Annotated in this window: 10 protein-coding genes, 2 rRNA genes and 1 pseudogene; 7 read left to right on the top strand and 6 right to left on the bottom strand. The window is 60.5% G+C overall.

Annotated features, from left to right (window positions below):
• Positions 1 to 15: 15 nt before the first annotated feature.
• The 7 genes and pseudogenes from AC1AYP_RS09300 to AC1AYP_RS09270 all read left to right on the top strand — a co-directional run bounded on the left by AC1AYP_RS09300 (position 16) and on the right by AC1AYP_RS09270 (position 19,404).
• A complete protein-coding gene (locus AC1AYP_RS09300) occupies positions 16 to 831 on the top strand; it encodes an ImmA/IrrE family metallo-endopeptidase (protein ID WP_476547645.1) in 816 nt (271 codons plus the stop codon).
• A 57-nt stretch (positions 832 to 888) separates the two neighbouring features.
• Complete coding sequence (locus AC1AYP_RS09295; RefSeq protein ID WP_476547643.1) at positions 889 to 3,873, top strand: DEAD/DEAH box helicase; 2,985 nt, start codon at positions 889 to 891, stop codon at positions 3,871 to 3,873.
• The gene (locus AC1AYP_RS09290) at positions 3,870 to 8,696 is read left to right on the top strand and encodes an Eco57I restriction-modification methylase domain-containing protein (protein WP_476547641.1); all 4,827 of its coding nucleotides are present in this window, start codon (positions 3,870 to 3,872) and stop codon (positions 8,694 to 8,696) included. The genes AC1AYP_RS09295 and AC1AYP_RS09290 overlap by 4 nt, the downstream gene beginning before the upstream one ends.
• Before the next feature lie 43 nt (positions 8,697 to 8,739).
• Positions 8,740 to 10,431: an SIR2 family protein gene (locus AC1AYP_RS09285; RefSeq protein ID WP_476547638.1), complete on the top strand. Its 1,692-nt coding sequence runs from the start codon at positions 8,740 to 8,742 to the stop codon at positions 10,429 to 10,431.
• 94 nt (positions 10,432 to 10,525) lie between these two features.
• Positions 10,526 to 11,338 (top strand): annotated as a pseudogene (locus AC1AYP_RS09280) (DEAD/DEAH box helicase); the annotation flags it as partial.
• Positions 11,339 to 11,503: 165 nt separating this feature from the next.
• Positions 11,504 to 17,080 carry a helicase-related protein gene (locus AC1AYP_RS09275; RefSeq protein ID WP_476547710.1) on the top strand — a complete coding sequence of 1,859 codons (5,577 nt, stop codon included), beginning with the start codon at positions 11,504 to 11,506 and terminating at the stop codon, positions 17,078 to 17,080.
• A complete protein-coding gene (locus tag AC1AYP_RS09270) occupies positions 17,080 to 19,404 on the top strand; it encodes a UvrD-helicase domain-containing protein (protein ID WP_476547635.1) in 2,325 nt (774 codons plus the stop codon). Before AC1AYP_RS09275 ends, AC1AYP_RS09270 begins: the two co-directional genes overlap by 1 nt.
• A 201-nt stretch (positions 19,405 to 19,605) precedes the next feature.
• Here the strand turns inward: AC1AYP_RS09270 and AC1AYP_RS09265 are convergent, their stop codons facing one another.
• From AC1AYP_RS09265 to AC1AYP_RS09240, 6 genes are all read right to left on the bottom strand, one after another.
• Positions 19,606 to 19,755, bottom strand: coding sequence for a hypothetical protein (locus tag AC1AYP_RS09265; RefSeq protein ID WP_476547633.1), 150 nt, complete (start codon positions 19,753 to 19,755; stop codon positions 19,606 to 19,608).
• 13 nt (positions 19,756 to 19,768) lie between these two features.
• Positions 19,769 to 19,987, bottom strand: a complete 219-nt coding sequence (locus AC1AYP_RS09260; RefSeq protein ID WP_476547629.1) for a hypothetical protein — start codon at positions 19,985 to 19,987, stop codon at positions 19,769 to 19,771.
• A gap of 139 nt (positions 19,988 to 20,126) precedes the next feature.
• Positions 20,127 to 20,516 carry a hypothetical protein gene (locus AC1AYP_RS09255; RefSeq protein WP_476503290.1) on the bottom strand — a complete coding sequence of 130 codons (390 nt, stop codon included), beginning with the start codon at positions 20,514 to 20,516 and terminating at the stop codon, positions 20,127 to 20,129.
• Positions 20,517 to 20,699: 183 nt separating this feature from the next.
• Positions 20,700 to 20,882 (bottom strand): hypothetical protein, encoded by a 183-nt coding sequence (locus AC1AYP_RS09250; RefSeq protein WP_476547627.1) that lies wholly within the window; start codon positions 20,880 to 20,882, stop codon positions 20,700 to 20,702.
• Between the two features lie 19 nt (positions 20,883 to 20,901).
• Positions 20,902 to 21,018 (bottom strand): 5S ribosomal RNA (gene rrf / locus AC1AYP_RS09245).
• 160 nt (positions 21,019 to 21,178) lie between these two features.
• Positions 21,179 to 21,422 (bottom strand): 23S ribosomal RNA (locus AC1AYP_RS09240); the annotation flags it as partial.

The following is a 21,422-nucleotide window of genomic DNA, read 5'->3' as shown; positions in this document are numbered from 1 at the left end:
CATCAGGTAAGCCGGATGCTTGAGCTGGCACAGGCCAGGCATCCGGATTTCCTGGAGGATTGTCTCATCGACCCTTGGCGCATCGCCACCCAATGGAAAGGGGACCTGAGCATCAACAGGGTCGACTCCATTGTGACCAGCGGATTAGCCGACCAAAGCGATACCGTGGTCGATGACCGGCATGACCTGCTGGGGCTATTCCACCCCGCAATCGGAGATGAGACAGTGAACCGCATCGAAGTGCAGCACAGACGGGGAGACTACACACCCCGCCGTAATTTCACACTGTTGCATGAAATCGGCCATTACCTGCAGCAGACCAGCGACGAACTCGTGGACAATCTGATCGGCATCAGCAGTCTGAATGTCGACAAACGGTTCGAGGAGGAGGCCTGCAACCGTTTCGCCTCCGTATCACTGCTGCCTCGCGAGTATGTGGAGAGCGTTCTGCACGGAGGCGTGGTGGACGCCGGCGTCGCCAGTCGCATGTACGAACAGGGGCGAAGAAAGCGCGGCAGGAACATCCGCGTATCACGTCCGGCCATAGCCCGGCGTCTCGTCGATTTCCTCTCCTTCGACGGCAGCGTGACGCTGACGTCGGGGAAAGAGCTGACCCTACGCGCTCATCGCGATGGCCGCATCGACTACGACGAAGCATTGACCACGACGGAGCTTGATATGATCCGGCTGCTGTGCAACTGTTCCCCGATACCGCCTCAGCTAAGCCGTATCGTGACATTGGAGAACGGAACGTCGGCTTTCGCCAGCATATCGTGCTCTCCTTCCGGCGCTACGCCCCGCTATTTCATCGTCACCCAGATCGTCGGCTGAACACCTGGTACACGACCAGTACAGGCGCATACACATCCAGGAAAGGACACAGGAACCGTGAGCACCTCCCCTACGACTGTCCCATTCGACATCTCCCCCGGCATGCGGGTGCTGATTCGCGATCAGGAGTGGATCGTCTCAAACGTCGAATCGAACTCCTTGGACAATCACGCCGTGACGTGCATCGGTATCTCTCCTCTGGTGCGCGACGTCCAGGCGACGTTCCTTGACGATCTCGACCGTATCATGCCGGTCGACCCCACAAAGACACGTTTCGTACCGGATGATTCACCTCATGCGATGCGCTCCCACCTGTTCGTGGAGAGCCTGCTGCGCGATTCCGCGCCGACGGACGATACTATCCATGTCGGCGGCAAAGCGGCCATGGATTCCCTGCCATATCAGATGGTCCCCGCCCGCCAGGCGCTTTCCCGCCCCCGTCAGCGCATCCTCATCGCCGACGCCGTGGGCTTGGGCAAGACCTTGGAGGCCGGCATCCTCATGTCGGAACTGATCGCCCGTCATAAGGGGCGTCGCATTCTCGTCGTTACCGCGAAAAGCATGATGGCGCAATTCCAGGAGGAGATGTGGGAGCGTTTCACGATTCCCCTGGTCAGTTTGGATTCGGCGCGCATCCAGCGCATCCGCATGGAGATTCCGGCGAATGCGAATCCGTTCTCCTACTATGACAAGACAATCGTCTCCATCGATACGCTGAAACGTGACATCCAGTACGGCGCCGCATTGGACGCCTCGTATTGGGACATCATCGTCATCGACGAGGCGCAGAACGTCGCCGACCGCGGCACGGGAGTCCGTAAGGCCCAGCGGGCGCGTCTCGCGCAACGTCTGGCTTCCCGTTCGGACACGCTGATCATGCTGTCGGCCACGCCGCATGACGGCAAGCCGCAGAGTTTCGCCTCGCTGATGAACATGCTGGATCCGACCACGCTGCCGGATCCCGAACACTATACGACCGAGCAGGTCGGCCAGCTGTATGTGCGACGGTTCAAGAAGGACGTGCTGGCCGACGTGTCCGGCAGCTTCCCTGAACGCAAGGTGACGCAGATCGCCTGCGCCGCGTCTCCACGCGAGGAGGAGGCGTTCGACGTGCTGACCGGCCTGCATCTCGTCATGGACGCGAATCGGAAGCGCTCGAACGCCGGCCTGTTCCGCACGCTGCTGGAGAAAAGCCTGTTCTCCTCTCCCGCCGCCTGCATGAAGACCATCGAGACCCGCCTGCACCGGCTCGCCAAGACCGATCCGGGCGACCGTTCCGGAGACGCCGCGAAATTGGAGGAGCTGCATGAGGTTCTCCGGCGTATCCGCCCTGAAGATTTCTCCCGATACGCCCGTCTGCTCGACATGCTGCGCAGCGAAGACTACGGATGGTCCGGCGAGGACACGGCGGACCGCATCGTGATCTTCACCGAGCGCATCGAGACGAAGAACTTCCTAGAACGTCAGCTCACCCACGATCTGAAGCTGCCGAAGGGCGCGATCGTGTCGATGGACGGGCAGATGAACGATGTCGACCAGCAGGAACTGGTCGAGCAGTTCGGCAGAAGAACGTCGCCCATCAGGATCCTCATCGCATCCGACGTGGCGTCCGAAGGCTTGAACCTGCATTACCTCAGCCACCGTCTCATCCATTTCGACACCCCGTGGTCGTTGATGGTGTTCCAGCAGCGCAACGGCCGCATCGACCGATACGGCCAACGCAGCCGACCGGACATCCGTTTCCTGACCATCGCCTCGCGCAACGAGAAGATCCGCGGAGACGCGCGCATTCTCGAGATTCTGCGGGACAAGGAGCAGCAGGCGCATGACAACATCGGCGACCCCTCGCTGTTGATGGGCGAGTTCACCATCGAAGGCGAGGAGGCGATCACCCGCGACGCCATCGAATCCGATATGTCTCCCGAGGATTTCGCGTTGCGACTGCATATTCCGGATGAGGACATCGACAAGGCTCCTGAGGACTCCACCCACACGGACGCCGAGACCACGGTGGACCCGAACGGCAACGACGATCCTCTCACCATGTCCGATATGCTCGCCTCGCTGCTCGATGAAGACGAGGATGAAGACGAAGCGGACACCGCAAAGAAGAACACCGCCGATGAGACGTTGATGGACGATTTCTCCTATGCATGGGAGGGACTGCAGCGCCCCGAGTTCAAGGAGGCCGCCGGCCTGCGCTCGATGCGGCCGCTGCGGGAGGCCGAGGGCTTCTCGGTCGAGTTCGACAAGGACAGCCAGTTGCGGGCATGGCTGCGTCGCCATGTACCGGATACGCAGGTGTTGAAGGACGATGCCGGCGAATGGAGCACGGATGCCGCCTACTGCGAACGTCAGGCCTCGGGAGTCATCGCCCGGCTGCGCGATGAGGATTGGAGCCGTACCCAATACCTGTGGGCGTTGAATCCGTTGATGGAGTGGATCCGCTTGAAATCCACGTCCTTGTTGTACGCCCGTGACGAGGCGCCGATGATCGGCGTGACGAACGGTCGATTGGGTGATGACGAGACGATCGTGCTGATCAATGGCACGATCGCGAACAGGCATGCGATCCCGGTCATCGACGAGTGGTCGGGCGTACGCTACCGGGGCGGCACGTTCGCCGGCATCTTCCCCTTGGATGAGGTGTGGAAGGTCACCGGGTACCGTGGATCGGTCGACCCGATGACGGGAAGACGACGGTATGTCAATCCGATGGGAAGCGTACCGGCTCGGGAACAGGCCGCGCACGCCGAATCCCTGCTTCCGGACGCCGTGGATCGCGTATACGCCCTGCTGAACGAGGTGAAGCGGGAATACGTCAATCGTTCCATTCAGGAGATCTCATCCCAACTGAATCGCATCGAGCGTTGGCACACCGACCGGCAGATGCTCGAATCCCTAAGCCCCGATGCGGAAGCCTTGCATCGGCGCAGCAATGAAATCTATGCCGAATACACCGGATGGGTCACCGACTCGTTGACCGCTTCGGGAGAACCGGTGGTCCGCGTGGCGGCGGCGTTTACAGGAGTGAACCGATGAGCACGAACGAATTGAAGAACGAGACCTTCCCGGGCATCGACGCGGTGAACGGTTTCTATACGCCGTTCTACATGCAGGAATTCTTCCCCGGAAACGTGAAGGAGACGTCCGCGAAATGGAAGAGCCTGCCCGCCGACCGGCGACCACCGTCACTGGTGAGGGCGATGCGTCGCCCGTACACGGACATCGTCAACGGCGATGACGGACTGTTGCGGGATGAGGCGATCACGGCGTTCACCGACGGCATGTTGGAGGCGCTCGGCTATGGCGACGAGCTTGCCGCCCCGGCGATGACTTCGGCCATTGCCAGCGGCGGAGCGTCGATTCCGCTGCGTCTGCAGGTGGACGACGCGTATGGCCGACCGTTGCTGCAGGTGTTGGTCTCTGTGGCGGATGATGCGGATTCCGGCATTCTGGAGAGCCTCGTGGATGGTTCCACGCATACCGTCGAGGAGTGCGCGCGCATGCTGCTCGCCGATGCCGATGAGCCGGCCCGTTGGATTCTGGCGGTGGGGTTGCATCAGGCGGCGCTCATCGACCGGCGCAAGTGGGCGGACAGGAAGTGCCTGCTGTTCGATTTCGACACGATTTTCAGCCGTAACGAACCGCACGTGTATCAGGCTGTCGCCGTGCTGCTGCACCGGTCGAGCCTGTGCCCGGATGAGGGCGATTCCGCGTTGGACTCGTTCGACGAGGCCTCGTCGCGTCAGTCGGTCGAGGTGTCGGATGGATTGAGATCCGCGCTGCGTGAATGTGTGGAGATCCTCGGGAACGAAGTGGTCCATGATTGGACCGTCGGCAAGGGGCGCCCGATCGATGGTCCTGACGGTATCGACGCGTCCGAGTTGACCGTGCAATGCCTGCGCACCATGTATCGTCTGCTGTTCCTGCTGTTCATCGAGGCGAAACCGGAACTCGGCTATGCGCCGATGCGCTCGGAGGCGTACCGCACCGGCTATTCGCTGGAGAGTCTGCGTGACTTGGCGGAGCGGATGCGCGGGCGCATGGACGAGGCGGAGAACACCACGTATCTGGCGGATACGCTGCGCGGACTCGACCATCTGGTGTTCGACGGCTATCCTACCGACGAACGCGAACTGCGCCGGGTGATGAACCAGGATGTGGTGAACGCCGTGTTCACGGTCCCCTCGTTGAAGGCGCACATCTTCGACCCGGAGCGCACTCCACTCATCGAGCACGCCCGTCTGCGCGACAGCGTGATGCTGCGGATCATCGACCTGATGAGCGTGACGGGCGCGAGGCAGGCGAAGAGCGGCGGCTCACGCAGGCAGCGCATCTCCTATGCCACGCTCGGCATCAGCCAGATGGGCGCCGTGTATGAGGCGCTGCTCTCCTACCGCGGGTTCATCGCGAAGGAACGGTTGTATGAGGTGAAGCGGGCGAAGGACCGGTTCGACCCGCTGGATGTCGGCTACTTCGTCACGGCCGCGCAGCTCGCCGATTATGCGGACGACGAGCGCGTGCGCTACGAGTCGGGGCCGCATAAAGGCGAGCCGCGCACGTATGAACCAGGCACGTTCATCTACCGTCTGGCGGGCCGTGAACGCGAGACCTCGGCCTCGTACTATACGCCGGACTCCCTGGCGGAATGTCTGGTGCGCTATGCGTTGAAGGAGGTCGAACCGCGCATCCGCAAGGCCACGGACATTCTCGATCTGAAGATCTGCGAGCCGGCGATGGGCTCGGCGACGTTCCTCAACGAGACCGTCAACCAGCTGGCCTCCAGGTATCTCGCCATGCGCGAGAAGGAATGCGTGGCCGAGGAGGGGCCGAGGGCGGCGATTCCGGCCGAACGCAGGCAGGCCGAGCTGCAGCGGGTGAAGATGTTCATCGCGGACCGCAATATCTACGGCGTGGATCTGAACCCGATCGCCGTGGAATTGGGAGAAGTGTCATTGCTGTTGAACACGATCTGCGAGGGGTCGTTCGTGCCGTGGTTCGGCACGCAGCTGCAGTGCGGCAATTCGCTGATCGGCGCGCGGCGCGTCGGTTATACGGAAGCCGAGCTGAAGAACAAGACGAAGGAGCGGCGTTGGTATGAAGTGACGCCGAAACGCATCGGATTCGACTCGAGCTCCTCGCGGGCCAATCGCATCTACCGGTTCTTCACCGGAGACCCGGGCATGTGCCTGTATGACGACAAGATCGTCAAAACCACCGAGAAGACCAATCTCGCCACGATCAAGACGTGGCGGAAGGGATTCACCGCACCGTATGCGGATGCGCAGGTGAAGGTGATGCGGCGCCTGTCCAAGGTGACGGACGAACTGTGGCGCGGCCAGATCAGACAACGCCGTGAACTGGAGAAGGTCACCCGCGACAAGCTGGCCGTCTACGGTTATGGGGACACGGATACGACGAAACGCACGCCGACGAAACGCAGCAGTGTGCAGGGATCGTTGGATGCCGGCGCGTTCGCTTCGGAGAACCTGTCCATCCGCGAAAAGGACGAGATGCTCGCCCGCTCCTACCGATCCGAACGGGCGCGCAACGCGAGCGCCTACGCGCGGCTGAAACTGGCGATGGACTACTGGTGCGCCCTGTGGTTCTGGCCGATCGACCGGGCGGACGACCTGCCGAAACGCGCCGACTTCCTGGCGGACATGTCGCTGATCCTCACCGGCGACGTCTCCGGCGAGGACTTCCATCTGGTCTACGAGGACGACCAGCTCACCCTCGACGAGGCGATGGCCGCGGACGACCAGCGCGACTACGTGTACGACCACAAGGTGAATCTCGACGAACTGCGTTCGGGGAGCAAGCCCGTGAACGAACGCATCCGTCTTGTGGAGCGCATCGCCCGGGAACAGCGGTTCTTCCACTGGGAGCTGGAGTTCGCGGACGTGTTCGCCGACGGCGGCTTCGACTTCATGGTGGGCAACCCGCCGTGGGTGAACGTGCAGTGGAACGCGAACGATGCCGTCTCCGACGTGGACCCCTCGTTCGCTATTCATTCAATCAATGCAGCTGAAATGAGCAAGAAATTACCCTCGCTGTTGAAGAACTCTCGTTTTAGGGGGACACTACTTCACGAATATGTCGGTGTAGCAGGCTCACTGTCTTTCTATGGTTCCATGGGGAATTACCCACTGTTGCAGGGGCAACGCACGAACCTGTTCCGATGCTTCCTGCCGAACGCGTTCGACTTCACACGCAAACCGCATGGCGTGAGCGCCTTCGTCCACCCGGATGAGGTGTACGGCGATACGCGCGCGGGCATCCTGCGCGAGCAGATGGTGCGCAGGCTGCGCTACCATTTCCAGTTCATCAACGAGCTCAAGCTGTTCGCCGGTGTCGACCACCACACCCTATTCGGTCTCAACGTGTACCGGAATCCCGAATTGGACGATGCTCCGGTGGCATTCGACTCGATCTGGAACCTGTACGCGCCCAAGACCATCGACGAATCCTATGCGTCCGACGGCACTGGCGAGATTCCATCCGTCAAGGACGAGACGACCGGCACGTGGAACATCCGCGGGCATCGCGACCGCATCGTCCGGGTCGACGAGACCATGCTGAGGATGTTCTCCACGCTGGTGGGCGACGGCACGCCCGACTCGTGGCGGACCACGCCGTTGGTCGGCCTCTACGCCCGCGAACTGGCCTCCGCCCTGGAGCGCATGGCAAGCGTGCCGCAGACCCTGCGCGACTATGACGAGGACATCACATATTCACCGATGTGGAACGAGACCAACGCCCGCAAGGACGGCACCATCAAGAACGACATCCACTTCCCGAACGGCACGGAGCCGATCATCTACTCCAGTCCGTTCATCGGCGTAGGCAATCCGCTGCTGCAATCCACACGCCGCGACTACAAGACCAACAGCGACTACGATTTCGTGGATCTGACCGAGATCGGCGAGGACTACGAACCGCGCGTCAAGTATGCACAGGCGTGCACGGATGCGGATTATCTGAAGCGTATGCAGACGATGAGCGACGGCAGCCGGTTCGATGCGGTGTATCGATTGGCCAATCGTGAATATGTGGGCTTGGGCAGCGAACGCACGCTGCAAGCGGCTGGTGTTCACCCACGCGCAGCGTGGGTGCACACCATAGCAGGCTATGGTGTGCACCCAGAGCGCTACGCGTTGCTCGCGCTCATGAGCGGCCTAGAGGCCGCTCTTCCCTACGATTTCCGTATTCGAGCCGCGGGCAAGCCGCATATCAATAAATCCACTCTAGAGACTCTGCCCGTTCCCGACACCGATTCCCCGTTCGCCTCCGAAATCCGCCTCCGCGGACTCCTCCTCAACTGTCTCACCAAGCCGTACGCCGAACTCTGGAAATCCTGCTGGAACGACGCCTACCCAACCATGGGCTGGGCGAAGACCGATCCGCGGCTCAAGCCGGAACGGTTCACACGGCTCACACGGGAGTGGGACCGGCATACCCCGCTGCGCACCGACTACGAGCGTCGCCAGGCGCTGGTGGAGCTCGACGTGCTCGCCTCGATGGCGTTGGGATTGACGCTCGACGAGCTCATCGACATCTACCGGCTCACGTTCACCGTGCTCAAAGGCTATGAGGACGACACCTGGTACGACGCGAACGGGCGCATCACGTTCTCCAAGAAGAACTACGGCGATCTGACGTACAAGCGCGGCGACTTCGACAACATCCGCGACGCGCAGCCGGGCCGCACGTTCACCCGCGACATCATCGACGACACGCGGCCCGGAGGCCCGCACGAACGCCGGATCGCATACGTCGCCCCGTTCGACACATGCGACCGCATCGCCGACTACCGCACCACATGGGTGTTCTTCGCGCACAAGTACGGAATGCAGCAGTAGCATGGAACATGCGACGAGGCCGACCGACGAAGGGGATACGCCGATGAACGAGGATTTCAACACGCAGGTGCGCGCCACGGTGCTACGCCTGCTCACCGAGGCCAACCGCGTGCCGTTCCTGTTCGTCGGTTCCGGCATATCCCGCCGCTACATGGGCTCCGAGGATTGGGACGGTCTGCTCAAATGGGTGTGCGAAAGCGTCGGCGCGCCGATGAAACCGTACTTCCAGTACAAGATCGCCGCCTCGGCCGACACCACCGGAGGCAATCGGAAGAACACGGTGTACCCGCGTATCGCCTCGCTGATGGAGAAGGATTTCCTCGAAGCGATCAACCGCCCGGATTACGCCGACTGGGTGGAACGGCACCGCGAGGAATTCGAATCGGGAACCGATCCGATGAAGGTGTACATCGCCGACCATCTGCGCACGTTCCGCCCGACGTCGATGACCGACGAGCTGGACATTCTGCGCAAGGCGACCCGGCACGTCGCCGGAGTGATCACCACCAACTACGACGGTCTCATGGAATCGGTCTTCCCGAAATACGATGTGTACGTACGTCAGGAAGACCTGCTGTTCTCCCCGCTCGTGGGCATCGGCGAAATCTACAAGATCCACGGCTCCATGGACGACCCGGCGTCGATGGTCATCGACGAACGAGACTACCGGCGGTTCGAGGAGCACCAGGACTATCTCACATCGAAGATACTCACCATCTTCGGCGAGTATCCGATCATCTTCCTCGGTTACTCGCTCAGCGACGAGGATATCCGCCGCATCATCTCCTCGATCGCCTCATGCGCGGGCGAGCGCCGGGCGCGTCAGATCGCCAGACGGTTCATCTTCGTGGAATACGCGGACGACTGCGCAATCGCCTCCACCCGTTACGAGGTCGACAACGGCCAGGTGGTGGAGATGACGGGCATTCGCACACCGGATTTCGCACCGATCTACGAGGCCATCGCCAAAACCAACCAGCGCTACGCGCCGAAGGTCCTCAACCAGATCCTCAGGCAGCTGTACAAGGCATCAGCCACCGGCACCGACGCCGAAAGCGTGGTGGCCGTGGAACTCTCGCACATGGACGAACTGCCGCCCGACAAGAACGTCATCGTAGGCGTGGGCGTGATGGACTATGGGCGCAAGGTCACGTTGGACGACCTGTGCGAAGACGTGCTGTTCGGCAACAAGCGGTTCTCCCCCGAACTCGTCGTCAGCGAATATCTGGATTCCATGCTCAAGCAGGGAGGCGCACCGATGTACTACTATCTGCGCTGTTACGAAGGCCCCCTGGACGAACGAATCAATAGGGAGGTCGCCGATAAGCGAACGATGGACGCATATCTCAGCAAGACCGAATCCAGAAGAAGGCACTCGGGAAGGAGCAAGTTCGATGATTACAGCATCCATGGTCTTATCGGACAATTCCATGAGAACGCCTATAAGTATCTGACGCTGCTCCATCAGAAGGAAATCGACGTCGATGCTCTTGAAAATCTGCTGAAGGTCACGGTCAAAACGAGAATCGAGTCAGGACAGCATCTTGATTCCGTGCTGCGCAAGGACATCAGAATCTACGACTTCCTCAGATACGGCATCGACTACCTGAAAGACAGCACACCCCCACAGTCACCGTCATCAGCTCCATCCTTGGCGGAGGAACCCGGCGGATCAGCGGGGGTGCTACGTACAGAGGACCCGGACCACGCGCCAGTCCGAAATCCGCTTTCATAGTAGTGGGAACGGGCCGACAAATCAATCCATCACGTTCCGCCCGGCGAGAACGCACGGAAACTCATCGATCGACAACATATCCAGAGGTACAGCAATGATTCCCATCGTCATGGCACGACACATCCAGAACGGTCTCGCCGATTATCTGGAAGCCACGTTCCCGATGACCAACAAGCCGTTCCAAGGCTCGATGCGCCGACTGGCGAGGCAGGACGGAGCATTGACGCTCGATCCATTCGTCTCGGTGAAGCTGCCCTTCCGCACCGTGGCCGACGACGATCCGTTCCCCTTCGCCGAATGCCTGCACCCGGCATACCGTCCATACGCCCACCAGATGAGGGCGTTCAAGCGCATCGCCGCAGGCGAGTCCACACTCGTAGCCACCGGCACCGGCTCAGGCAAGACCGAATGCTTCCTCTACCCCATTCTCGCCCACTGCTATCGTCAGCGCCGCATGTACGGCCGATCCGGCATCAAGGCGATCCTCGTCTACCCGATGAACGCACTGGCCTCCGATCAGGCGAAGCGCATCGCCGCACTGATCCACGACAGTCCCGAGCTTAACGGCAACGTGACCGCCGGCATGTATGTGGGCGCCCAGAGTCTCGGAGCGAAGAACGCCAGCTCGGCAATGACCGAGGATTCGATCATCACCGATCACCACACGCTGCTCGAAAACCCACCGGACATCCTGCTCACCAACTACAAGATGCTCGACTATCTACTCATCCGCCCCGAGGACTCTCAGCTCTGGGACCACAACGACGAGGACACTCTCAAGTATTTCGTCGTGGACGAACTGCACACCTTCGACGGAGCCCAAGGCACCGATCTCGCCTGTCTCATACGTCGACTTACCGAGCGCCTGCACACCGATCCGGAGAACCTGTGCTGCGTGGGCACGTCGGCGACCATGGGCACCGAGGACACCACAGGTGGCATATGCGAATACGCATCCTCCATCTTCAACACCACGTTCACCTCCGATGCGGTGATCACCGAGGACCGTCTCGACGCCGAGGAGTTCTTCTCCCCCGACACGGCGGACGACGACTTCATCTATGACACCACCGTGCCCACGTCCGAACAGGCGAATCAGCTCATCGCATCGGAAGCCGACATATCCCCGAAGGCATACCTTCGGACCGCCGCCGAAGCCTGGATCGGAGAACTTCCCACAGACGATATCGAACAGCCCGGATACCGCATCATGCTGGGAGAACGACTCCGTCGTTCACGGTTCCTCGCCTCCCTGTGCGCCACACTCGGATCGAACCCGAGGCAAGTCGATGACGCACTTGCCGAATCCCTGTCCTCCGACATCCGTTTCGCCCGGCTCGATCGCCGCCGGAAGAAAGCCGCGCTCGACGCACTGATCGCGCTCGTCTCCTACGCACGATCCGGCGATCCGACGCGCCCACGCCCGTTCCTTGACGTGCAGGTGCAACTATGGGCCAAAGAACTACGGCGCATGACCGCAAGCATTGTTCCCATGGACGGCGACGTACACTACCAGCCCGAGCTGGAAATCAAAGACAAGGAGCTTGGACGCCATCTGCCCGTCATCAACTGCCGTGACTGCGGCGGCACCGGCTGGATCGGCATCGCCGGCAAGAACGGAAAAACCAACGTCGACGATATGAAGGCGTTCTACAACCTGTACTTCGAATTCCGATCGGATAATCCGTTCATCATCATGCAGCCGTGCCAAAAGGACTCCATCGCCTCCCCCGATGCGGGATCGGAATGGTTCTGCCCCCAATGCATGCGCGGAAGCATGGTCGAGCACTTCGAACCGGACGAGCGCGAATGCCCCGAATGTGGCACGCTGCGCATCGCCATGACGGTACGCAGCCTGGAAATCGTCGCGACCGAACGCAAGCATTACCGTTGCCCGTTCTGCGGCAGCGACCGCAGTCTCTCGCTGCTGGGTCTGAGAGCCACCCCGCAGATCTCCGTCATGCTGTCGCAGCTTTCCGCCGACGCGTTCAATGACGACGACAAGACCATCGTGTTCTCGGACAATGTGCAGGACGCCTCGTTCCGTGCCAGCGCATTCAACAGCCGCACATGGCGGTTCGCCCTGCGCAATTCGGCCATGGACTACATCATGCACGCAGGCAAGGAGGATGCGACGCTCGCCGACTATCTTGACGGGCAGACCGCGTACTACCACCGTAGATATGCGGACGATGCCGCCTACATCGTGCGGTTCATCGCCCCCAACATGACGTGGATGCGCGAATACGAGTCCACGATCGCAGGTAATCCGAGCGGGCCCGAGCGCAAAACGCTCATTGGTCTCATCGACCGCCGGCTGCGATTGGAGTCACTGCTGGAATTCGGCTTGCGCTCACGTACCGGCCGCACTCTGGGAAAATCCGGTTGCGCGGCGCTATACGTCGACCCGCAGAAACTGGGAGAGGCGGCACGAAGGTTCCGGGAACGGGCCATCAACGAACTTGCCCTGGACGACGGTACAATTCGTCACGATGACTGGGCGCGGCTCCTTGCGGGACTGCTTGACCTGATGCGTTCCAACGGGGCATTCTTCGACGAATCATATGAACGCTATCTGCATGACGACGCGAACCGGTTCCTGTTGTCCAACAACAGGAACACCGGTGTCTGGTGGATGCCCGGATCATACTTCGATATCCTCCCCCGGTTCTTGGCCACGTCTCCGCAAGGCAAGCAGAAGAACTCATACGACACATTGGATGCACCGTCCTATCGTCGTTTGGCGACGAGATACCTAACGGATTCGGCGTTCACCGGCGATATCGGACCTCAATTGCTGACCCTCGCGCTGGACTCCTGCGTGGAAGCCGGTTTCGTGAGAGAACGCGACGTGCCCGGAAGATTCGGCGGCAAATCGGTGTTCGGCCTCGACGAATCCTCCTGGCATATCGGCACGCAGGTCGTCCAACTCGCCTGCGACGACTGCGGGCGCATGACATTCTGCGAACAACGGAATCTGAACGTGTGGGAAGGAACCCGCTGCGACACGAGGGGCTGCGTGGGCCGTCTGCACGTCGTAGAGGAATCGGTCCCATCCTATTACGGCAATCTGTATCGCTCCGAGCCGGCGGAACGCGTCCATGCCGCCGAGCATACGAGCCTGCTGGACGGCGATGATCGGACGAAATTGGAGCAACAGTTCAAAAGCGCCGGGCATACCCCCGGCGCGGCGAACGTGCTCACCTGCACGCCGACCTTGGAGATGGGCATCGACATCGGCGACCTGTCAACCGTAATCCTCGCCTCGATGCCGCCCTCCCAGGCGCAATATCTGCAGCGGGCCGGACGAGCCGGACGCCGTGACGGCAATTCGCTGGTGCTCGCCGTCGCCAACAGCAGACCCCATGACCTCTACTTCTATCAGCGTCCGCTCGACATGATCGGTGGAGACGTGACGCCTCCCCACATCTTCCTGGAGGCGACGGCCGTTCTGGAACGCCAGTTCATCGCCTACACGCTGGACCATTGGGTGCATGAGCTGCTGGAGCGGGGCGTCAAGCCGAACGACATCATTCCCAGCACCCTCAAGCCCTGCCTGGCGAATGTGCGCAACCAGTCGACGAACGCGTTCCCGTTCACCTTCATCGACTACGTGAAATCGCATGCCACACCATTGCTCGACGGATTCAACACCCTGTTCGGTTCCGGTGCGGACGATGGCGTTTCCGCCGTTCGGGAGCGTCTGTCCGCTTTCGTCTATGGCACCGGCGAGACGAGCGGAGACGACAAACCGCTGACGCTCCGACTGCTTGACGTGTTCCGCAACGCCATCGCCACCATCGACGAGTTCACCGAACAACGTGCCCAAGTGGAAGTCATCATCGGCGATCTGGACGCCAATCCATCCGACCCCGCATATGAGGAACGCAAACGCGAATGTCGCATGGAGATCAATGGCATCGAAAAAACCATCAAGCGCTTGTACAAGGCCAACACGTTCAACTACCTATCCGATCAAGGCATTCTGCCCAACTACGCGTTCCCCGAATCGGGCGTCACGCTGCACACCGTACTGAAAACCGATACACCTGTCCAAAGCGGAGAGCCATCCGCGAAAGGCAGGAGGCAGCGGGGCAATAACTCCGAGCCCAGTACCAACGATTTCATCCGCCCTTCGGCCTCGGCCATCACCGAGCTCGCCCCCGGCAACACGTTCTACGCGAACGGACGCCAATACAGAATCAACCGCATCCTGCTCGCCAAGGGAGACATGGACGAGGACACGGTGATGTGGCGGCTCTGCCCCAACTGCTCCCATACCGAGCCGGCGTCCAATGTGATGAACCTCGCCGCCTGCCCCTCCTGCGGATCGCTCCAATGGGCCGACAATGGGCAACTGCGCGCCATGCTCCGCATCGACACCGTCATCTCGGAGGAACGATACAGCGAAAGCCTCGTCGACGGCACCGGCGATGCCCGGACCAACACGTTCTTCGTACGCGATTCCCTCGTCGACATCAAACGCGCCGACATCACCGCCGCGTGGCGAATCGACAAGGGAAACACCGATTTCGCATTCGAATACGCGCCGCATGGAACCGTACGTGAAATCAACTTCGGCAAATCCGGCGACAAAGGCAGCGAAATGGAGATCGCCGGCAACAGGAAGGTACGCAACGGATTCACCGTATGCACCCGATGCGGCTCATTGGCGGACGACAACGGCCGCATCCGGCACTCCTACGCATGCCCGAACCGCATGAACGTACTGCACGACGGGGACGAGACCAAGTGCCTGTTCCTGTTCCGCGACCTGAACACCGAGATGCTACGCATACTGGTTCCCGGCATAGCCGATTCCACCGGCGAAAGCACGGATGCCGAATCATTCACCGCGGCCGTGATGCTCGGCATGAGACTCCGGTTCGGCAGCGTCTCGCACCTCGCAGTCACGCTCAGCAACGAACCGCTACCCAACGGATCAGGTCTGCGCAAGACCTATCTGGTCATCTACGACACCGTTCCGGGCGGCACCGGTTATCTCAAGCAGCTCTCCGACGATTCCGAATCGTTCATCGACGTGCTGTCACTGGCAGCGATGGCCATGGTGAATTGCCCCTGCGAGGATGGCTGCTACCGTTGCCTGTACTCGTACCGGCAAAGCCACAGTCTCCGGAAAATCTCCAAGAAGACCGCAGGACTCATGATCAACGGCATCCTGGAAGACCGTGACAAGCTCATCAGGACGCAGACCGTTGCCGACGCCCCCGTCGACAATCTGCTCGACAGCAGGCTGGAAGCGCAGTTCCTCGAAGCGTTGGGGCGTCTTCATGCGAACCCGCTGGCCAAGGAAGCACATGACCGCGGGCGTCGAGCAATCCTGCGCAAGGAAATCGTCAATGGCAAGGACGGCCGCATACTGACCATCGGCGACAACGTCTGGGAAGTGGAACTCCAGGCAGAAGGCTCGAAGCTCAACCACCCGCCGGTCATACTATCGAAACCCGACTTCCTGCTCCATTGCATCAGCGACGGAAACGACACCACGGCAAGCGACGTACCGCGCAGACGCGACATAGCCGTCTTCACGGACGGTCTGCGCTTCCACGCCGGTATCGTAGCCGAAGACACGGCGAAACGCGAAGCGCTCCGCCGTGCCGGATACCGCGTATGGTCGCTTGATTACGACGATGTCGCCGGATTCCTCGACGACCCGGATGCGGCAAGCTTGTGCGATCCCGCTCTGGACATCAACGCCATGCCCGGAAAGAAGAATTACCGCGCATATGTAGAAAGCAGGCACGCCTCCATGCTGGACCCGGGACGTACCTCCACCATGGCCATGCTCGCCTTCTACCTCGCCAGACCTGATGCGGAACGATTGTTCACCGCACAGGCGGAAGGGCTCGGACTGGCCATGGTTTCCAAGAGGATCCTCACCACCCGTCCCGAAGTGACCGAACTCATGGAACACGTGGAGGATGCTCTGACAGGTGCACCCGACGAGTATGTCAACCACGCCGCATTCTCCTTCGGCGCCTCCGCGCGTCTACGCCTGTACGTCGGACTGATGCTCGGCGATGACGGCAAGTCCCTGATCAGCCACAACGACCTACTGTTCGACGACACCATCGCAGGATACGATGCAAGTGCTGCCGAGGATGACGACGACCCGATGCTCGCACTGGACGAAGACGACAGGACCACATTCAGGCGTGAGTGGTCGAGCTTCCTGCATCTCGTCAACATCATGCAGTTCGGCGACCACTTCCTGTTCGCCACCTCCACCGGATTGACCGATGACAGCGAGACATACCAGCCGTTGCGCAGGCAGGCGATCAATCAGGCGGACGCCGCGAAGACCCTCAGCGTCATCGGCGAGGCATGGGCGGAGATTCTTCAGGATAAAACCTTGGAGGGGGCGGATCGTCATGCCGCGGAGACGTTCGCCCGCCGATCCGCTCGGATTCCCGCTCCGGAACCATATTATGAATTGGAAGATGACAGCGGTGAGGTCATGGGCAACGCCACCTTCGCTTGGACGGACAGGAAACTCGCCTTCATCCCCGAAGAGTACGCGGAGGATGACCCCGAGAATATCGAGGCCTTCGAACGGCAGGGATGGCATATGATGACACAAGAGAACGAGGTGCTTGCCGCCTTCGCAGCGGAAGGAAAGGATGACTGATGGGAAACGCGACATTCACACCGCAGATTGCGTTGGAAAAAGGATTCGTGAGCTCATGGATGAAGCTTCCCTCCACAGTCATAGGCAAGGTAGGAACGTTCGTCGATAAATTCCAAAAGAACCCGCAAGCCTCCGGCATCAATCTGGAGAAAGTCCAGAATTCCCGTGACGGGAAGATGTATTCCGCCCGCATCGACCAGCGATACCGAATCATCATCGCCCACGATCCGAACAGCAACGTGTACATGATGTTGTATGCCGGAGACCACGACGATGCCTACCAGTGGGCCGTCAACAAGCGCGTCGAGGTCAACCCGAGGACACGCAGCATCCAGCTGTTCGACGACGTGACGGAATCCGAGAAAAACGTCCGACAGGCCTCCGACGGACAGTCTCGCGGCTTCGACAAGCCTCTGCCTCATGACTATCTGTCCCTGACCGAAAACGACATGTTGGATCTGGGAGTCCCCGACCTCTATGTCCAGCTCATGCTCGATCAGCGTACCCTGGCGGGCTTCAATCGCTGGGCCTGGCATCTTCCCGAAGACGCCAGAGCCTCATTGCAGCTCATCGTCGAGGGACAATCCCGATCGGAAGTGCTGCAGATGGTGCAGGAGAGCCGCAACCTCGGTCCTCTCCTTGGAGTGGAAAATACACCGCCTTCACCTTCGACGGATGTCATACAACAACCGACGGAGGGAAACGGACAGGGAGCCACCTTCCGAGAAGCACTGTCCTCCTTCGAAACCCAACAGTCCTTTGTTGTGGTGCAGGGCGAACAGGATCTCAAACGTCTGCTGGATGCCCCCTTGGCACAGTGGCGTGTATTCCTGCACCCATCCCAGCGTATGTATGTCGAACGCAACTATCACGGCCCATTCCGTCTGCTGGGCGGAGCCGGCACCGGCAAAACCGTCGTCGCCATGCACCGTGCCAGGCGTCTCGCCGCGCAGCTCCTTCGCAATCGCAGCAGCCAGAAGGTACTGTTCACCACATACTCCACGAATCTGGCGACCGATATCCGTGTGAACCTCCGTACGATCTGCACGCAGGAGGAGATGGACCGCATCGACGTCGTCAATCTGGATAGGTTCGTCAGCCGTTTCCTGCGCGATAAAGGTTATGATTACGCCATTTGGTACGACGGCGACCGTAATACCAGCCATCGAAGCATCAACGACGTATGGGACGAGGCGATCAGAGCCATTGGCGTCCCTGCGGCAGGCACGTTGTCCAGAGCGTTCCTCAAGGACGAATGGAGGCAGGTGATCATTCCGCAACAGGTCTCCTCGCTTGCCGATTACCTGCATGTGGTACGTCGCGGCCGTGGCACCCGACTCGCCCGCGCACAGAAAATCGCCGTATGGAAGATCGCGGAGCGGTACCAGCAGCTGATGAAGGCCGAACACGCCTGTGACATCGACATGGCGATGTCCATGACCGCCGATCTGCTGCGCGCATCGGATTCCCCGAAACGTTACGCGCATGTCATCGTGGATGAGGGACAGGACTTCTCCGCCCCCGCTTATCGCGTTCTGCGCGCGGTGGTCGATGAGCGCGACAACGACATGTTCATCGTCGGCGACACCCAACAGCGTATCTACGGGCGCACCGTCGTCCTGTCGAAATGCGGCATCAGTATCTCAGGCCGCAGCCGAAGGCTAAAGATCAACTATCGCACCACCGAGGAGATTCGGTCGGCCGCGGACCGAATCTTCGTCTCCAGCGGCGGCGATGTGGCGGATTCCGTGTTCACGGCGGTCTCCGGGCAACCCCTTACGGGCGCGCAGCCGGAACTGTTCGACGATCTGAACGGGCAGACCGAACCTGCCAACGATAGCCGGTCCCTGATGAACGGACCAGCCCCCCTCGTCAAGCGATTCGCCACCCAACAGGATGAATTCGCCTTCGCCGAACAATGGCTGGCCGACCGGTGTGGTAATCCCCATGCCGCCGACTACGACGCGAACAATCACACCGACGCACGCGATATCTGCGTGGTAGCCCGCAACGGCGACTTGGTCAAGGAATGGTGTGACGCACTCGACGAAGCACTCCCCTATGGGGTATACCAACTGAAACACGATACGGAAGACGACCGGCAGCAACCCGGTATCCGCGTATCGACCATGCATCGCGTCAAGGGTCTGGAATTCGACTACGTCATCGTCGTTGACGTCAAGGACGGCATCTGCCCGCCGCAGCCTGCCATAACCGAAGCAGCGGATGCCGTGGCGTTGCGCGAGGTCTACAAGCAGGAACGCAGTCTCATTTACGTGGCATTGACACGCGCCCGTAAGGAGGCTCTGCTGCTCGGCAGGTGATGCTTATGAGCATGCACGCAGGGAACCGGCCTTCAGCTCCGTGATGCTGCCCGCGAGCAAACACGTTCGCCGACAGACCATCAATAAGCAAGGGTCGTGCCCCCATGCGGAGTCGTTGTGGAGTTGCCGCCCTAACAATGTCAACGAAACGTTTGAGCGGAGCCACGGCTCGTACGACAGGCTCCGCAGCGTCATGCTCGCTCACATCACGTAGACGCCATCTGGGTCGCGCAGATCCCACCACGCATTCACCAGGTATTCGCCTACCTCCCCCACGCCAAAGTTCAACGGCCCAGCAGAATCTTCGCAATCAGCATCGTCATCCATCGCGAGACCGAACTGCTCTCCCATTTCCTTCGCCTCATCACGGCTGTAAGAACGTGGCATCCGCCGGGGACGCCACCCATTGAGGATCACCAGTCCCCGTGCAACTCACGTAGAACAGATCATCATCGAAATACCCGAAGATACAGTAGTCCCCGAAACGCAGACCATTGGCGATGTCACGGCGCGCAGGCCTCCGACCGGCACCACGGCCATTCACGCCACGAGCGCCGAGCTCTCTATCCATCTTGTCAACCATCACGTTCTCCTTCCCACTCTGCTGGGGCGTCTTGCGGCCCAATCCTTCCGGGCCGCTTCGCTATATAAGACCGGACAAGCACACAAAATACGCAACACGCCTCGAAAGTGGACTCTTACACGGCCATCGAATCATCGGATTAGTCGAGGCCTGCCGCCGCTCTCAGCACGTGGTAACCTGAAAAATCCGAATCCGCGGTGGACGCGACGGCGGCGGCCACGCCTTCGGCATTATCATCATCGTCGCCATCGTCGGACTTGATATGCACCGGATCGATGATGGGCATATAGCCGCCATCCGCGGTCTGCTGCGCACGGTTGACCTCCTCCCATGCCTTCTCCCAGTTGTTCACCTCCTCCGCGTACCCCGGATACGGTTCGATGTTGTGGACCTCCCAATCGATGATCTCCCGAGTCGTCACCGGATGAGACGGGTGGAATTCCTCCGTCAGTCCTTCCGGGATCGGCACTGTGTAATCCTCGATGTTGTCGTCGTCTTCAGCGGGATCGATGAATCGTACGGTTCCCATGATGTTCTTCCTTCCCGCCCCTATCCGGGGCTGATTCCGCGGTCCGGACCATCCGAACCGTTACGACAGAAGAAACCGGACAAGCACGCGGAATACGCGACACGCCCCGAAAATGGCCATTCGTACGCCTCATTCGGTTGGAAACAGCAACCCGCCAAACAGCACGGTGAAGCGTTAAGTTCCCTAATGCTCTTCGTGATCGTTGATGCAGACGTCGAATCGCAGGTCCGGTTCTTCGGGAGGTTCGGCGATGAACCGTTCAATCCGTTCCATCTGCTTGCGGCTGATGCCTCGCCTAGGGGCGTGCATGTCGCGCGTGTGTCTTGGAATATGTGAAAGGGCCCTTGGGAGCTGTTGCTCGACCAAGGGCCTTCCTTATCGTGTGATGCGGCGGCGTGCTACTCTCCCACACTCTCTCGGGTGCAGTACCATCGCCGTGCCAGGTCTTAGCTTCCGGGTTCGGAATGGGACCGGGCGTCTCTCCTGGGCTATGACCGCCGCAAATCTTCTCTTATCAGGGATGTTCCTCCCTGGATGCTGGTGGCTTGGGGACCGGATGGTGGACGCTTCATGTTGATCGTTTGGGTTGTGACGTCACGGTTGCTCCGTGTCGCGTGCATTCGCAGAAGAGGTTGATGCCGTCCCAACCATGGGTTGGGATTGAGTGTGTCGCGCTTCCCCGTTAGTACCGGTCGGCTCCACCCCTCGCGGGGCTTCCACGTCCGGCCTATCGACCACGTGTTCTTCATGGGGGGTCTCAGGAACCGTAGTTCCCTGGGAATACTTATCTTGGAGCGGGCTTCCCGCTTAGATGCTTTCAGCGGTTATCCCTTCCGAACGCAGCCAACCGGCGGTGCCACTGGCGTGACAACCGGCGTACCGGAGGTTCGTCCACCCAGGTCCTCT

The organism is Bifidobacterium sp. LH_424 (genome assembly GCF_056356895.1).
Note: the sequence above shows the minus strand (reverse complement) of the source record. Positions and strands in the feature narration are given on the sequence as shown.

Bases quoted from the DNA above. Each gene is read 5' to 3' on its own strand.
- AC1AYP_RS09260 (WP_476547629.1), bottom strand. From the start codon at position 19,987: ATGGTTGACAAGATGGATAGAGAGCTCGGCGCTCGTGGCGTGAATGGC.
- AC1AYP_RS09285 (WP_476547638.1), top strand. From the start codon at position 8,740: ATGAACGAGGATTTCAACACGCAGGTGCGCGCCACGGTGCTACGCCTG.
- AC1AYP_RS09270 (WP_476547635.1), top strand. From the start codon at position 17,080: ATGGGAAACGCGACATTCACACCGCAGATTGCGTTGGAAAAAGGATTC.
- AC1AYP_RS09255 (WP_476503290.1), bottom strand. From the start codon at position 20,516: ATGGGAACCGTACGATTCATCGATCCCGCTGAAGACGACGACAACATC.
- AC1AYP_RS09290 (WP_476547641.1), top strand. From the start codon at position 3,870: ATGAGCACGAACGAATTGAAGAACGAGACCTTCCCGGGCATCGACGCG.
- AC1AYP_RS09265 (WP_476547633.1), bottom strand. From the start codon at position 19,755: ATGGGAGAGCAGTTCGGTCTCGCGATGGATGACGATGCTGATTGCGAA.
- AC1AYP_RS09300 (WP_476547645.1), top strand. From the start codon at position 16: ATGCTTGAGCTGGCACAGGCCAGGCATCCGGATTTCCTGGAGGATTGT.